11 protein-coding genes are annotated in these 15,567 nt (G+C 59.0%); all 11 read left to right on the plus strand.

What is annotated here, in order from left to right; translation table 11 throughout:
• The first annotated feature begins 65 nt into the window (after window positions 1-65).
• The 11 genes from aroC to trpA all read left to right on the plus strand — a co-directional run bounded on the left by aroC (window position 66) and on the right by trpA (window position 15,517).
• The gene (gene aroC, locus RGU70_RS06825) at window positions 66-1,163 is read left to right on the plus strand and encodes a chorismate synthase (protein ID WP_322210727.1); all 1,098 of its coding nucleotides are present in this window, start codon (window positions 66-68) and stop codon (window positions 1,161-1,163) included.
• 127 nt (window positions 1,164-1,290) lie between these two features.
• Window positions 1,291-3,576 (plus strand): glycoside hydrolase, encoded by a 2,286-nt coding sequence (locus RGU70_RS06830; RefSeq protein WP_322208642.1) that lies wholly within the window; start codon window positions 1,291-1,293, stop codon window positions 3,574-3,576.
• Window positions 3,577-3,795: 219 nt separating this feature from the next.
• A complete protein-coding gene (gene leuC, locus RGU70_RS06835) occupies window positions 3,796-5,196 on the plus strand; it encodes a 3-isopropylmalate dehydratase large subunit (protein ID WP_322208643.1) in 1,401 nt (466 codons plus the stop codon).
• Between the two features lie 50 nt (window positions 5,197-5,246).
• Window positions 5,247-5,894 (plus strand): 3-isopropylmalate dehydratase small subunit, encoded by a 648-nt coding sequence (gene leuD, locus RGU70_RS06840; protein ID WP_322208644.1) that lies wholly within the window; start codon window positions 5,247-5,249, stop codon window positions 5,892-5,894.
• 138 nt (window positions 5,895-6,032) lie between these two features.
• The gene (leuB, locus tag RGU70_RS06845) at window positions 6,033-7,106 is read left to right on the plus strand and encodes a 3-isopropylmalate dehydrogenase (RefSeq protein WP_322208645.1); all 1,074 of its coding nucleotides are present in this window, start codon (window positions 6,033-6,035) and stop codon (window positions 7,104-7,106) included.
• 91 nt (window positions 7,107-7,197) lie between these two features.
• Complete coding sequence (gene asd, locus RGU70_RS06850) at window positions 7,198-8,304, plus strand: aspartate-semialdehyde dehydrogenase (protein WP_322210728.1); 1,107 nt, start codon at window positions 7,198-7,200, stop codon at window positions 8,302-8,304.
• Window positions 8,305-8,567: 263 nt separating this feature from the next.
• A complete protein-coding gene (locus tag RGU70_RS06855) occupies window positions 8,568-11,321 on the plus strand; it encodes a FimV/HubP family polar landmark protein (RefSeq protein WP_322208646.1) in 2,754 nt (917 codons plus the stop codon).
• A gap of 25 nt (window positions 11,322-11,346) precedes the next feature.
• Window positions 11,347-12,408: a tRNA pseudouridine(38-40) synthase TruA gene (locus RGU70_RS06860; RefSeq protein ID WP_322208647.1), complete on the plus strand. Its 1,062-nt coding sequence runs from the start codon at window positions 11,347-11,349 to the stop codon at window positions 12,406-12,408.
• A gap of 120 nt (window positions 12,409-12,528) precedes the next feature.
• Window positions 12,529-13,242, plus strand: coding sequence for a phosphoribosylanthranilate isomerase (locus tag RGU70_RS06865; protein WP_322208648.1), 714 nt, complete (start codon window positions 12,529-12,531; stop codon window positions 13,240-13,242).
• A 105-nt stretch (window positions 13,243-13,347) separates the two neighbouring features.
• Entirely contained in the window at window positions 13,348-14,589 is a 1,242-nt protein-coding gene (gene trpB / locus RGU70_RS06870; RefSeq protein WP_322208649.1) for a tryptophan synthase subunit beta, read from the plus strand.
• A gap of 130 nt (window positions 14,590-14,719) precedes the next feature.
• Window positions 14,720-15,517, plus strand: a complete 798-nt coding sequence (gene trpA, locus RGU70_RS06875; protein WP_322208650.1) for a tryptophan synthase subunit alpha — start codon at window positions 14,720-14,722, stop codon at window positions 15,515-15,517.
• Window positions 15,518-15,567 lie beyond the last annotated feature (50 nt).

Genomic DNA, 15,567 nt, shown 5'->3' on the forward strand with positions numbered 1-15,567 from the left:
CAGAGGCGGGGTTTGCCCATGAGGCTGGTAAAATCATGGCTTCCCGTCTCTCGCCCCCTTCTCCTATGTCCGGCAATACTCTCGGCACGCTCTTTACCGTCACCACCTTTGGCGAATCCCACGGACCCGCAATTGGTTGCGTCATCGATGGCTGCCCGCCCGGCATGCTGCTGTCGGAATCCGATATCCAGCCCGAACTGGACCGGCGTCGTCCCGGCACTTCGCGCCACGTCACGCAGAGGCAGGAGCCGGATACGGTCGAAATCCTGTCCGGCGTCTATGAAGGCCGCACTACCGGCACCCCCATTTCCCTGCTGATCCGTAATCAGGATCAGCGCAGTAAAGATTACGGCAACCTGCTCGACACCTTCCGTCCCGGCCATGCCGATTACACCTACTGGCAAAAATACGGTATCCGCGATCCGCGTGGCGGCGGTCGTTCTTCGGCGCGTCTGACCGCGCCGGCCGTGGCGGCGGCGGCGGTTGCCAAAAAATGGCTGTTCGAGCAGTACGGCACCACCTTCCGGGGCTATATGAGCCAGCTTGGCGAGATCGTCATCCCGTTCGAATCCTGGGAGCATGTCGCGCAAAATCCGTTTTTCGCGGCCAATGCCAGCCTCATCGACCAGCTCGAAACCTATATGGATGACTTGCGCAAAGACGGCGATTCCTGCGGCGCGCGCATCGACGTGGTCGCGCACAATGTGCCGCTGGGACTGGGCGAACCGATTTACGACAAACTTGATGCCGACATCGCCTATGCGCTCATGGGCATCAACGCGGTAAAGGGTGTGGAAATCGGCGCGGGTTTTCGCTCAGTCGCGCAAAAGGGCAGCGAACACGGCGACGAACTCACACCGCAAGGCTTCCTCGGCAATAACGCCGGCGGCATTCTGGGCGGCATTTCCACCGGACAGGACATCACCGCTTCGATAGCGATCAAGCCCACTTCCAGCATCCGCACCGCCCGCCAGTCGATCGACAAGAGCGGCCAGCCGGTCGCCGTGGAAACTTTTGGCCGTCACGACCCCTGCGTCGGCATCCGCGCCACGCCTATCGCCGAAGCGATGCTGGCGCTGGTATTGATGGATCACGCCTTACGCCACCGGGCGCAATGCGCCGATGTCTCGGTGAGTACTCCCAGGATAGAAACGCCGGACTGACCGACGCAATGTCGGTCTGCTCCCAGGGAGCCTGTTGATCAGACCCGATCTTCTTACCAGATGTAAGTCTGGCGCCGATAGCCGTGGATAAGGGATATGCCTTACCTATACAAGGAGCTGGCGGTGCATGTCCTGCGCGCTGTCCTCCTTATCCATGCAGGCCAATCCACGATTGAACTCACCGGGTAACGATCCTCCTATGCGTATTCCTTGCATCCCTTGCATCCCTTGCATCCCATTCTTGCGGCTAGTCCCGCTGTGTTTATTACTTTTTGCGCCGCTGACGCAAGCGATCACGCTCACCAATGCCGGCTGGAAAATTGAGATTGATCCGGCGACCTTAGCGACTTCCGCCACATTGCCTTCCGGGGAAGTACTACCCATTTCCTCTCCTGGTGCAACTGAAGCTACCGGGCAGCTCAAGAAGGAGGCGTCCAGCGCCAGTTGGCAATTCGGCGCAGACACCGTCGTCCGGGCGCAACTCAAGGATACGATTCTGAGCGTGCAATTCACGCGCACGACCCCCGGACAAATTCAATGGCCAGCGACGCCCTCCGGCGCGCGTGGGCTGATACTGCCGATTCACGAGGGCTACTATGTGCCGGCCAATGACAAGGACTGGCGCGCGGCATTAGCGGGCGACTATAGCGGCATCAACACCACCGAAGATCTGAGCTTGCCCGTACTCGGGATGGATTACGGTAAGCAGGTGCTGTCTGTCCTGTTCGCCAATCCCTTCAATAATTCCCTGAGCTTCACGCCTGATGCGAAAGGGATTGGCTTTGCCGTCAATCACAGTTTTACCGAGCTCGATACTAAGCGCCCGTATGAAGTGCAGATTGCACTCAACGGCCCGGACTGGCTGGCTCCGGCCAAGCAATATCGGCAATGGCTGCAAGCGCGGGGGGAGTTCGTCCCGCTAACAACCAAATTGGCCCAGGCAAAAGACGGTGAGCGCCTCATCGGCGCCAGTCATATTTACGTATGGGGCGAGCGGCTCTTTGTTGCGCAAGACGTGAAAAACTGGCCAGCGCTGCAAAAGGCGATTCCCCCCGACTGGATCGCGGGTGGCGAGGGCTGGATTCACGATGCGGCAAAAAAAGCACTGGAGGCCTCTGATCTGAGCAGCAAACCGCATTTGCAGGACATGTTGGTCAATGCCTTGAATCAAACGCTGACCCGGCTCGTACCGGGCAATGAGGCTAAGCAGATAGAGCAGCGCAAGCAACTGGCAATGAAAACATTAGGTGCGGCGCTCAATCCCCCCGATAGCTGGGGCGATTCCAATTCCGGGAAAATGATCCACCAATTGCAGGCGGCCGGTTTATCCAAACTATGGATAGGACTACCGCAATGGACGGCCGGGTTTGCCAGTCCGGAAGGCATACGGGAGGCACGCAAGGCAGGCTATTTGATTGGCCCCTATGATTCCTACGACACGGCACTGCCCGAGGGGAATGACAATCCAAGCTGGCTGTCGGCGCAATTAGGAGCGGATGCGTTCCAGCGTTGCGGCATTGTGCTGGCAAATGGCAAACACAAAACCGGCTTTGGCGGAAAAGGGGTGTACACCAATCCGGCATGTGTTCGCCCCTTGATGGAAAAACGCGTTCCTGAAATTCAGGCGGTAAGTCACTACAACAGCTGGTTTATTGACGTCGATGGCACCGGCATGGTGTTTGATGACTATGATCCCGCCAAACGCACTTCGCAGGCGCAGGATGCCAAAAATCGTATTGCCGCCATGGCCTGGATTGCCAAGACTCAGGGAATTATCGTCGGGTCCGAAGTCGGCGGAGCGGTGGCCAATTCCAGCATCGCCTTTGCGCATGGCATGCAAACTTCCGGATTTGGCTGGAAGGACCCCGATATGCGCAAGGACAAATCTTCTCCCTATTATCTGGGCGCATGGTTCCCGCACGATGAGCCAGGATTTTTCTTCAAAACCAGTTCAATCAAACCGCTCTATCAAGCCTTGTATTTCGACCCGGCCAAGCGCTTGCCGCTGTTCCAGGCGGCATTCCATGACAGCGTGATAACGACGCACCACTGGACCGTCGATAGTCTGAAATTCAAAGAAACGCGGGTGACGACAGAACTGTTGCAGCAACTCTACAATGTTCCTCCGCTGCTCAATATGAGCCTGGGTACCGCCAGCAAACGGATTCCCTATTTGTTGCGGCTCGATGCTTTCTTCCGCCCTCTGCATGAGCGTTTGTACGAACGGGCGCTCACCGGTTTTCGCTGGCTGACGCCCGAGGGGCAGGTACAGGAAACGCAGTTTTCTGACGGCACCCGCATTATTGCTAACTTTGGCGATAAGGTCTGGCCGGGAAAAAATCAACACGTCGCCGCGCATAGCGCGTTAGCGACTCTTCCTGACGGCAAGACGATGCGTTTTCAATCCAATTAGCGTGTGGGAAAAGCTTAGGCGGCCCGGCTGGTTTGCCATAGTTTTGCCATGATTTTTCCGTGTTTTTGTCGGATTCAGTCGCAGTAGGGTCGGTTACCCACGCTTACACCCGCTGCCATAGGGCACGGGTATGGCATAATCGTTGACCATTTCGAGAAAATTCGAGAATTTTCCTCGCCGGTTTGTCCGGCCTTAGCTTGTTTTACCAGAGACTGAATCATGCTCAAGACACTTTACGACAAATTGTGGGAATCGCACGTCGTCCATACGGAACAAGATGGCACAGCCACCCTGTATATCGACCGCCATCTGCTGCACGAAGTCACCAGCCCGCAAGCCTTTGAAGGTTTGAAGCTGGCTGGCCGCGAACCCTGGCGCAATGCCGCCAATCTGATGGTGGCCGACCACAACGTCCCGACTACCGGCCGCGCCAATGGCATCGCCGATCCTATCTCCCGTTTGCAGGTAGAGACGCTGGACGCCAACGCCAAGCAATATGGCCTGACCTATTTCGGCATGAACGACCGCCGACAAGGCATCGTCCACGTCATCGGACCCGAGCAGGGCGCTACTTTGCCCGGCATGACCGTGGTGTGCGGCGATTCGCATACCTCCACCCACGGCGCATTCGCGGCGCTGGCGCATGGTATCGGCACCTCGGAAGTCGAGCATGTGCTGGCCACGCAAACCCTGCTGGCGCGCAAATCCAAATCGCTGTTGGTGCAAATCGACGGCGCGCTGCCGACCGGCGTCACCGCCAAAGACATCGTGCTGGCCGTGATCGGCAAAATCGGCACGGCCGGCGGTACCGGCTACGCCATCGAATTCGCGGGTTCGACCATTCGCTCGCTGTCGATGGAAGGCCGCATGACGGTCTGCAATATGGCCATCGAAGCAGGTGCGCGCGCCGGCATGATCGCCTTCGACGACACCACGCTCAATTATTTGAAAGGACGGCCCTATGCGCCGTCCGGCCCGCACTGGGAACGAGCGGTCGGCCTGTGGCGCGATCTGCATACCGACGTCGGTGCCAAGTTCGATCTGGTCGTCAATCTCAATGCTGCCAGCGTGCAGCCTCAAGTCACCTGGGGCACGTCGCCGGAAATGGTGGTCGGCATCGATAGCCGCGTCCCCGATCCGGACAAGGAAAAAGACGCCACCAAGCGCGACGGCATGGAAAAAGCCTTGATTTACATGGGACTCAAGCCCAATACGCCGATTGCCGATATCCGCATCGACAAGGTATTCATTGGTTCCTGCACCAACTCGCGGATTGAAGATTTACGCGCTGCCGCGCAGGTGGTGCGCGGCAAATTCCGTGCTTCCAACGTCAAGCTGGCGATGGTGGTGGCCGGTTCCGGGCTGGTCAAGGAACAGGCCGAACGCGAAGGACTGGATCGTATTTTCCGCGACGCCGGTTTCGAATGGCGCGAGCCGGGCTGCTCGATGTGTCTGGCGATGAATGCCGACCGTCTGGAACCGGGCGAGCGTTGCGCCTCGACCTCCAACCGCAATTTCGAAGGACGGCAGGGCGCGGGCGGCCGCACCCATCTGGTCAGTCCGGCGATGGCGGCAGCGGCGGGAATTGCGGGTCACTTTGTCGATGTGCGCGGGCTGTAAGCCGACACGCTTGCTTGAATAACCAGACAACACCGGTCAGGGAAAAAACGATGGATAAATTTACCGTACATGAAGGGTTGGTCGCACCGCTGGACCGCGCCAATATCGATACCGATGCGATCATTCCTAAGCAGTTTCTGAAGTCGATCAAGCGCACCGGTTTCGGCCCTAATCTGTTCGACGAGTGGCGCTATCTGGACCACGGCGAACCCGGCATGGATAACGCCGTTCGGCCGCTCAATCCCGATTTCGTGCTCAATCAGGCGCGCTATCAAGGTGCCTCGATTCTGCTGGCGCGCAAGAATTTCGGCTGTGGTTCCTCGCGTGAACATGCGCCGTGGGCGCTGGTGCAGTTCGGTTTCCGGGTAGTGGTTGCGCCCAGTTTTGCCGATATCTTTTTCAATAATTGCTACAAAAACGGATTGCTGCCGATTGTCTTGCCGGAAGCGCAGATCGATACGCTGTTCGATCAAACCAAGGCTTTTCCCGGTTTTCGCCTGATGGTGGATCTGGAACAGCAGCGCATTGGCACTTTGGACGGCGCGCAATCGTTTTCCTTCGACATCGGTGAATTCCGCAAATACTGTTTGCTGAATGGTTTCGACGATATCGGCCTGACCTTGCTGAATGCGGAAAAAATCCGCGCCTTTGAAGAGCGTCGGCTGCAAGAGCAACCCTGGCTGGCCAATACAATCTAGACCATCTGAACACCCCGGCCGCGTCGTTCCGCGTTCTTCAGCGTTCTTTAATGACGCAAACATGACCGGGCATTTTCTGAATGCATCAGGCGCTCACTGCGCTGTTTTTCCTTCTGACTAACGAATACATTCCCCATTATGAAAATAGCTATTCTGCCCGGCGACGGCATCGGTCCTGAAATCATGGAGCAGGCAGTGCGCGTGCTCAATTGCCTCGATGAACCATTCGAGATGGAAACCGCGCTGGTCGGCGGCGCAGGCTATGAAGCGCACGGACATCCGCTGCCCGACGCCACGCTGGCGCTGGCCAAAGCCGCCGACGCCATCCTGTTCGGCGCGGTCGGTGACTGGAAATACGACAAGCTGGAACGGTCGCTGCGACCAGAGCAGGCACTGCTGGGCTTGCGTAAACAGCTAGGCCTGTTTGCCAATTTGCGTCCAGCGATTTTGTATCCCGAACTGGTGGGCGCCTCGTCGCTCAAGCCTGAAATCGTATCCGGACTGGACATCCTGATCGTGCGCGAACTGACCGGTGACATTTATTTCGGCCAGCCACGCGGCGTGCGCAGCGCCCCCGATGGTCAGTTCAAAGGTCAGCGCGAAGGTTTCGACACCATGCGTTACGCCGAAGGCGAAATCCGCCGCATCGCGCATGTGGGTTTTCAGGCAGCGCAAAAACGCAGCAAGCGTCTGACCAGCGTCGATAAAGCCAATGTGCTGGAAACCTTCCAGTTCTGGAGAGATATCGTCACCGAGGTGCATAAGGAATATCAGGACGTCGCGCTGGATCACATGTACGTCGATAACGCCGCCATGCAACTGGTGCGCGCGCCGAAAAATTTCGACGTCATCGTCACCGGCAATATGTTCGGCGATATTTTGTCCGACGAGGCGGCAATGCTGACCGGTTCCATCGGCATGCTGCCTTCGGCCTCGCTGAATGAACGCAATCAGGGCATGTATGAGCCTTCGCATGGATCGGCGCCTGACATTGCCGGTAAGGATATTGCCAATCCACTGGCGACGATTTTGTCGGCAGCGATGATGTTGCGTTATTCCCTGAACAAGCCGAAGCAGGCTGACCGGATTGAAACAGCGGTGAAGAAAGTGTTGACTCAGGGTTTCCGCACTGTCGATATTCACGAAGCCGGTACGACCCGTGTCGGCACGCGTGAAATGGGCGATGCGGTGGTCAAGGCGCTGGCAGCGTAATTAAATAAAGCAACAAATAAGGCGGTAAATACCGCATTGAGTGATGTAACGGCTGACTATTACGGTCAGTCCCTATTGGCAGGGATAGATGATGAAACTCGTAGGCTTGGTTGGTTGGCGCGGTATGGTGGGTTCGGTCCTGATGCAGCGCATGCAGGAAGAGGGCGATTTCGAGCATATCGACGCCGTATTCTTTTCCACCTCGAATGCAGGCGGCAAAGCGCCTGCCGTGGCAAAAAACCACGCCACGCTGAAAGATGCGCATCAGATTGTTGAGCTGAAAAAGTGCGACATCATCATTACTGCCCAGGGCGGCGATTACACCACCGACATTTTCCCTAAGCTGCGTGCCGCCGGCTGGACCGGCTACTGGATCGACGCCGCCTCAACGCTGCGCATGGAAGACGACGCCGTCATCATCCTCGACCCGGTCAATCGCAACGTCATCGACGCTGCACTGCAACGCGGCGTCAAGAATTACATCGGCGGCAATTGCACCAACTCCATCCTGCTCATGGGCGTGGGCGGTCTGTTCCGCGAAAATCTGGTGGAGTGGGTCAGCTCCATGACCTATCAGGCCGCTTCCGGCGGCGGCGCGACGCACATGCGCGAACTGCTCAAGGGCATGGGCGTGATCCATCAGGCGGTAGCGGCAGAACTGGCCACTCCTTCTTCGGCGATTCTCGATATCGACGCCAAGGTCGCAGCGACCATCCGTAACGAGGTGCCGACCGAATTTTTCGGCGCGCCGCTGGCGGGCGGTCTGATTCCCTGGATCGACCAGCAACTCGATAACGGTCAGTCCAAGGAAGAATGGAAAGGCCAGGCCGAAGTGAACAAGATTCTCGACACCGACGCCATCATCCCTATCGATGGACTGTGCGTGCGTGTCGGCGCGATGCGTTGCCATAGTCTGGCACTGACCATCAAACTCAAGCGCGATCTGCCCCTGGCGGAAATCGAAGCCATCATCCGCGCGGGGAATCCCTGGGTCAAATGGGTAGCGAACGAGCGTGCGCTGACGGTCAAGGAATTGACTCCCGCCGCCATCACCGGCAGTTTGCAAGTCGGCGTTGGCCGGGTGCGCAAACTCAATCAGGGGCCGGAGTATTTGTCGGCGTTTGTCATCGGCGATCAGTTGCTCTGGGGCGCGGCAGAACCGCTGCGCCGCATGTTGCGCATCATTCTGGAAAAATAAGGGGTACGGCCTTGTTGTCGGGCAAGATTGCGCTGCGCGGACGTCGATGCTATCTTGAGGTCGGATTTGTCTGATATCCGCCTGATATATGCGCGCCGGTGACGATGCTTTCTGATGCCTCATTCGTGATCAGGCGGCCCGCTCCGCCGGTATTGCCAGCAGGATTGAGCGCAGGGCAGACCACAGAATAGACAGTACGTATTGCACGCGACCAGAGGGACACCGTCGGTGTCCTGAAAATGCATCACTAACTACAGAGACAAATGCATTCGACCCCACCTCGCAAAGCCTCTTTGATTCGCCTGCATCTGTTGAGCGCCACGACTGTCCTGGCCTTGTCGCTTCCAGGCAGCGCCGGCGCCATGGAACTTGGCAAACTGACGGTACTCTCGACACTAGGCCAGCCGCTGCGCGCTGAAATTCCCTTGTCGGACGTGACGCGAGCGCAAGCCGGATTTTTGTCGGCATGGCTGGCTCCTGCGGCCGCATTTGCCCGCGCCAAGAGGGAATTCAAGCCGATTTTGAATTCCCTTTCGTTTTCTGTGACGCAACGCGGCTCCGGCTACGTCGTCCTGATTAACTCGGATCGTCCAGTCAATGAGCCAGTGATTGACATGCTGCTGGAAGTGCAGGGGGGTACGACCCGTCTGACGCAGGAATACACGCTGCAAATCGAACCGTCGGCCATGCGCATGCCTCTGGCTGCGCAAAGTGCGGGCAGCGCCCAAACGGCAGCAAGCATCACGCCCACCGACAATGCGGACGGTGAGCCGCAAACGACCATTCGACTCAATCCAGGGCCTTCCGAACTGGCACGCGAACTCATGCGCAGAACCGCGCAGGGCGACATGCCTTCCAGCGCCAGTCAGTCCGTCGATGTTGCCCCAACGCAGAATATAGCTGCCAGCAGCGCGTCCTCCTCCTCTTCCTCGAATGCCGCACCCTCTGCTGGCCCCGCCAAAGCAGCAAACGGGGCCGCTGCCGCCAAATCGAATGCCAAGTCCGACGCCTATCGCGTTAAACCGGGCGATGCCTTGGCTGCCATTGCCTTGCGCACGAAGCCGGCTGGCGTTTCGCTCGATCAGATGCTGATCGCCTTATACCAAGCCAATCCCGATGCCTTTGTTGACAACAACATGAGTCGTTTGCGCGCCGGTCAGATATTGAAGTTGCCGGATGCCGCCGCAGCAGCAGCGATTGATAACAGCGCAGCGACGAGCCAGGTGGTAGCACAGGCGAAAGATTTCGCCGCTTACCGCGCCAAGCTCGCCGGACGGGTCGCCAATAGCGCCGCCAAGAAACCCGCTGCCAGCACCCAAAGCGCCAGTGGAAAAATTACGGCCAAGGTGGAAGATACGGCCGTTGCCGCGAAAGCCGGGGAAGATCGTCTGCAACTGTCCAAAGCCGGTGCCGACAAGCCCGGAACCGCCGGTGCGTCTGTAGAGAAAATTGCCGCCGACAAGGAAACTGCCGAGGCAGAAGCCCGGGTTGCCGAACTCGAGAAAAATGTCAGCGATTTGCAAAAGCTGCTGGACATGAAGAATAAAAATCTTGCTGACCAGACAACGCCTGAGAGCAAACCGACGTTGCCGGCACCTGTCGTGCCAGCGGTCGTGTTGGCCAAGCCTGTGCCGCAGCCGCCAGCGCGCTTTTTTGACGGCTGGCGTAGCAATCCCATGCTCTTGCCTGCGGGCGGCGGGATCGCTGCACTGCTGGCATTGCTCGGAGGATTGATATTCTGGCGCAAACGGAAGAAAAATGCGGACGCCGAACCAGACATACAGGAAGGCGCATCCGATCCGCACGGAGAGGAAGAACACGCTCCTGCGGCCGAGAGTGAATCCGAAGTCATGCAAACGCCTGCTTCCGAAATGTCCGAAAGCGCCCCTGAAGAGCCGCCTACTACGGCCAGGGAGGAAGAAGTCTTTGATCCTATCGAAGAAGCGCAAAGATATATCGCCGAAGGCCACGATGAGCAGGCCGAGGAAATCCTGAAGGCCGTGCTGTTATCCGAGCCGGATAACATCGCCATCCATCTGAAACTGGCAGAAATCCATGCGCAGCGCGGCGACGTGCCGGCGTTTGATAAGACCGGCGAAAAACTGCACGCACTGACTGGCGGCAAAGGCCCGGTCTGGGAGCAGACAGTGCAGCTGGGTGAGGGAATCGATTCGCAGCACGCGCTCTTCGCTCGTGCGGTTCCGGTGCTGGCTGAACCTGTTGCACCAGTAGTACCAGCGGCACCAGCAGTACCGATTCCGGTGATTGAGCCTGAAGAACCGAAAGAACTCGGCCCATCTTCGTTTGCCGTCAACAATGCCGTCTCCGATGCTTTCGAAGACGCCGCCATGGCCGCACCGCCCTTACCGGTACCCGTAGCAGCGCCAGTCCCCGCAGCGGCCCCGTCGGTGGATGAGGATGCACTGAACATCGATCTGGGTGCTGCCGCAGCGACACCGGCTTCAGCAGAACCACCGCCAGCGCCAATCGCCAGCAAGATCGATTTTGACCTCGATCTCGACAAGTTTGAAGATGACGGCAAGCCCCTGACGGTAACGCCAGCGGCTGCACCGGCACCGGTGACGCCACCACCCGCGCCGCCGGCACCTGCCACGGTAACTCCGCCACCAGCACCCGCAGCTCCAGCTCCAGCACCGGTGACGCCGCCACCAGCACCGGTAACTCCGCCACCTGCACCGGTGACTCCACCACCAGCACCGGTGACTCCACCACCAGCACCGGTGACTCCACCACCAGCCCCTCCAGCCCCACCGCCAGTTGAAAAAATCGATCTCGACATGAGCGAAGCGGATTCCCCGGCCGCAGGCGCTAACGGCGCGGAAGCCGATTCGGACGAAGTGTTCAGCGCCGAAATTTCCGCCAAGCTCGATCTGGCTGCTGCTTATCAGGAAATCGGCGACCAGGATGGCGCGCGCGAATTGCTGGAAGAAGTCATGCGCGGCGGCAGCAATGTGCAGCTCGAACGTGCGCGGGCGATGCTCGATAAATTGAAGTAAGTTCGCGCCGGGCGGGGGCAGGGGCATGAACGCCTGCCGCCGTCCCGGGCAACTGATGATGAACATGGATACCACGCTGACTGCTGCATCTGCTTTTGCATCCTCTATTGCACACCCAGCTGCACACCCTACTGCACACCCTACTGCACACCCTACTGCACACCCTATCGCACACCCTATCGCACACCCTATCGCACACCCTATCGCATCTCCTATAGCGCCCCCTATCACCCCTCCGACCAGCGGCAAACGCATCGTGCTCGGCGTGCAATACGACGGTACTTCCTGGCAGGGCTGGCAAAAACAGCCGCATGGCCTGACGGTACAGGACCGGCTCGAAGCCGCCTTGCAGCGCTTCACCCTGACCCCGATTGCCACCACCTGTGCCGGACGCACCGATTCAGGCGTGCATGCGCTGGAGCAGGTTGTGCATTTCGATACCGACGTCGTGCGCGACAATTATTCCTGGGTGCGTGGCGTCAATGCCTTCTTGCCGGAGAGCATTGCCGTGCGCTGGGCGTGCGAAGCGCCCCCGCCGCCGGAGTTGTCCGTCCTGCCGCCGGGTAATTTGCCGGTGTATGAACGCAGCGGCGGTTTCCACGCCCGTTTCAGCGCACTGACCCGCACTTATCACTATCTGCTGTACAACCACCCGGTGCGCGCCCCCTTGCTGGTCGGCAAAGCCGGCTGGACTTTTCGCCCGCTGGACGTGGGGCGTATGCAGGCGGCAGCGCAATTTTTGCTGGGCGAACACGATTTCAGCGCCTTCCGCGCCATCGAATGCCAGGCCAAAACGCCGGTGCGCGATCTGCAGCGGCTGGATATAGAGCGTCATGGCGACATGATCGTGCTGACCCTGACTGCCAGCGCTTTCCTGCAGCACATGGTGCGTAATATCGTCGGTTCGCTGATTTATGTCGGCAATGGCCGTGAGCCAGTGGAGTGGATGCAGCATCTGCTTGAGCAGCGCAAGCGCAGTCTGGGCGCGCCGACCTTCATGGCCGATGGTTTGTATCTGGCCCGGGTCGATTACCCGCCGCACTGGAATTTCCCCCGACCGCCGCCTGCCGTATGGCCGTGGTGGTGAGTCCAGACCTCACTCCATCCGATGGCGACGAGCTTCTCCGTATTCCAGTACAGTAGCGGCACTTGCCCTGAACGTGAGTCGTTTCTACGCATTTCCCCGATATCGTCCCGTGAGCTGCCCATGAACCTGCACCGTACCCGAATCAAAATTTGCGGCCTGACCCGCGCGGAAGACGTCGCTGCGGCCGTCGCTGCCGGTGCCGATGCGATCGGCATGGTGTTTTATGCCCCCAGCCCGCGCTGCGTGACAATAGCGCAAGCGGCGGCACTGACGGCAGCGCTGCCGCCATTCGTCAGCAGCGTCGGTTTGTTCGTCAATGCCGATGTGGACTACGTGGCGCAAGTGCTTGATTCCGTGCCGCTTTCGGTCCTGCAATTTCATGGCGACGAGACGCCGCAGCAGTGCGCCGCCATCGCCGCCGCTGTCAAGCGCCCCTTCCTGCGCGCGGCCCGCGTCGGTTCCGCAACGAATGCGGCCGATTTGTTACAATGGGAGCGGGATTATCAGTCCGCCAGTCCCTACTTCACAGGACTACTGCTCGACACCCTCGTTGAGCAATACGGCGGCAGTGGAAAGGTTTTCGATTGGTCTGTCATTCCAGAAGAGCTCGCACCTCGGGTCGTTTTGAGTGGTGGCTTGAGCGCACGCAACATCACTGACGCCGTCCTGCGGGTGCGTCCGTATGCGATCGACGTCAGCAGCGGCGTCGAGCAAGCCAAAGGCATCAAGGACCCTGCGCTGATCGAGAGCTTCGTCGCCGCAGTCCATGCCGCCGATGCAGCCGATGTGGCTGCCGGTCAACGCACACCATCCGTACTCAAGCAATCACGCTGACACAAACACTTTTTCATTTGCATCGTTGCGCGACCCGTCGATATCCCTATATCCGTCGTCGATATCGCCAGTCGCGGACGATGCAGTAACGCTCAAGGACTTCTCATGACAACGTCATCCGCTACCTCCGCCGCTGTTGAACAGCCAGCCGCCCATTACGACTTGCCCGATGCCCGAGGCCATTTCGGTCCCTATGGCGGCAGTTTCGTGGCCGAAACCCTGACCCACGCGCTCATCGAATTGCGCGCCGCGTATGCGCACTATCAGAACGATCCTCAGTTTCTGGCCGAATTCCATAGCGAACTGAAACATTTCGTCGGCCGCCCCAGCCCGATTTACCACGCCAAACGCTGGTCGGAAATCGCCGGCGGCGCGCAGATCTATTTCAAGCGCGAAGACCTCAACCACACCGGCGCGCATAAAATCAACAATGTGATCGGACAGGCGCTGCTGGCAGTTCGTATGGGCAAGAAACGCATCATTGCCGAAACCGGCGCTGGTCAGCACGGCGTTGCTACCGCCACCATTTGCGCCCGCTTCGGCCTGGAATGCGTGGTCTACATGGGCAGCGCCGATATCAAGCGCCAGATGCAGAACGTGTACCGCATGCAACTGCTGGGCGCGACCGTGGTGCCGGTGGAATCCGGTTCCAAGACCCTCAAGGATGCGCTCAACGAAGCCATGCGCGACTGGGTAACCAATATTGAAGACACCTTTTACATCATCGGCACCGTCGCCGGGCCGCATCCTTATCCGATGATGGTGCGCGACTTTCAATCGGTCATCGGCAAGGAATGCCTGTGGCAGATGCCGGAAATCTCCAGCCGCCAGCCGGATTACGTCATGGCCTGCGTCGGCGGCGGTTCCAACGCCATGGGGATTTTCCATCCTTACATCGACTATCCCGAGGTGCAACTGATCGGCGTCGAAGCCGGCGGCGAAGGGCTGGACGGCGACCGTCACTCCGCCTCGCTGACGCTGGGTACGCCCGGCGTGCTGCACGGCAACCGCACCTATCTGCTACAGGATGCCAACGGACAGATCATTGAAACGCATTCCGTGTCGGCCGGTCTCGACTATCCCGGCGTCGGCCCCGAACACGCCTGGCTCAAGGACATCGGCCGCGCGCAGTATGTCTGCATCGGCGACGAGGAAGCCCTGGCGGCTTTCCATACCTGCTGCCGCATCGAAGGCATCATTCCGGCGCTGGAATCGAGTCATGCGCTGGCCTACGCCGCCAAACTGGCAGCAAGCTTACCGAAAGACCGTCTCATTCTGGTCAATCTGTCGGGACGCGGCGATAAGGACATGCATACCGTTCAGGAACATTTGAAAACGCCTGTTTAAGCGACCAAGCGACGCAATCACGGACTCTGGTCCCGCCTTGCGTCGCTCGCCAGGCTTCCTCAGTGATTTTGGTTCCGACGCAAGAGCGCGACGGCTTTTTACCTTCAACAACAGATTGACCATCCCCACCATGTCCCGTATCCAAGCTACTTTCTCTGCACTGGCCGCGCAAAAGCGCAAGGCGTTGATTACCTTTATTACTGCGGGCGACCCGTCGCCGGAACTGACGGTGCCGCTGCTGCATGCGCTGGTCGCCGGTGGTGTCGATATTCTGGAGCTGGGCGTACCGTTTTCCGATCCGATGGCGGAAGGTCCGGTCATCCAGCGTGCTTGTGAACGGGCGCTGAAATTCAACGTCGGTACCCGCGATGTGCTGGGCTATGTGCGGGAATTCCGTAAAACCAATGCCACGACCCCGGTGGTGCTGATGGGCTACGCCAACCCGATCGAGCGTTTCGGCGTGGATGCTTTCATTGCTGCGGCGAAAGAAGCTGGCGTCGATGGCACCATCGTGGTCGACTATCCGCCAGAGGAGTGCGAAGAATTTGCGCGCAAGATGCAGGCAAACGGTCTCGACCCCATCTTTTTGCTGGCACCGACCTCGACCCCCGAGCGCATCGCTCAGGTGGCGTTAGTCAGCAGCGGATTCAGTTATTACGTATCGCTCAAGGGCGTGACGGGCGCGGCCAATATCGACACCGCAGCAGTCGAAGAACGCATCGCCGCTATTCGTCAGCATGTGAAATTGCCGATTGCCGTCGGTTTCGGTATCCGCGACGGCGCAACCGCCAGAGCCGTGGCGCAGTTTGCCGACGGTGTGGTCATTGGCAGCCGCATTATTCAGGAACTGGAAAACACCCCGCACGACCAGGCAACCGCCACGGCGCAGCGCTTTGTCACTGAAGTACGGCAGGCATTGGATGCCTGAGCCGACCCGCGCCGTCTGCCTCAGACGGCCTCTGATACAATGCCCCACCC

Source organism: Herbaspirillum sp. RTI4 (assembly GCF_034313965.1).
GTDB lineage: Bacteria > Pseudomonadota > Gammaproteobacteria > Burkholderiales > Burkholderiaceae_D > Herbaspirillum.

Excerpts from the sequence above, each read along its gene's own strand:
- leuB (WP_322208645.1), top strand. The coding sequence starts at position 6,033 with ATGAAAATAGCTATTCTGCCCGGCGACGGCATCGGTCCTGAAATCATG.
- leuD (WP_322208644.1), top strand. The coding sequence starts at position 5,247 with ATGGATAAATTTACCGTACATGAAGGGTTGGTCGCACCGCTGGACCGC.
- leuC (WP_322208643.1), top strand. The coding sequence starts at position 3,796 with ATGCTCAAGACACTTTACGACAAATTGTGGGAATCGCACGTCGTCCAT.
- RGU70_RS06855 (WP_322208646.1), top strand. The coding sequence starts at position 8,568 with ATGCATTCGACCCCACCTCGCAAAGCCTCTTTGATTCGCCTGCATCTG.
- aroC (WP_322210727.1), top strand. The coding sequence starts at position 66 with ATGTCCGGCAATACTCTCGGCACGCTCTTTACCGTCACCACCTTTGGC.
- RGU70_RS06865 (WP_322208648.1), top strand. The coding sequence starts at position 12,529 with ATGAACCTGCACCGTACCCGAATCAAAATTTGCGGCCTGACCCGCGCG.
- RGU70_RS06830 (WP_322208642.1), top strand. The coding sequence starts at position 1,291 with ATGTCCTGCGCGCTGTCCTCCTTATCCATGCAGGCCAATCCACGATTG.
- asd (WP_322210728.1), top strand. The coding sequence starts at position 7,198 with ATGAAACTCGTAGGCTTGGTTGGTTGGCGCGGTATGGTGGGTTCGGTC.
- trpA (WP_322208650.1), top strand. The coding sequence starts at position 14,720 with ATGTCCCGTATCCAAGCTACTTTCTCTGCACTGGCCGCGCAAAAGCGC.
- RGU70_RS06860 (WP_322208647.1), top strand. The coding sequence starts at position 11,347 with ATGAACGCCTGCCGCCGTCCCGGGCAACTGATGATGAACATGGATACC.
- trpB (WP_322208649.1), top strand. The coding sequence starts at position 13,348 with ATGACAACGTCATCCGCTACCTCCGCCGCTGTTGAACAGCCAGCCGCC.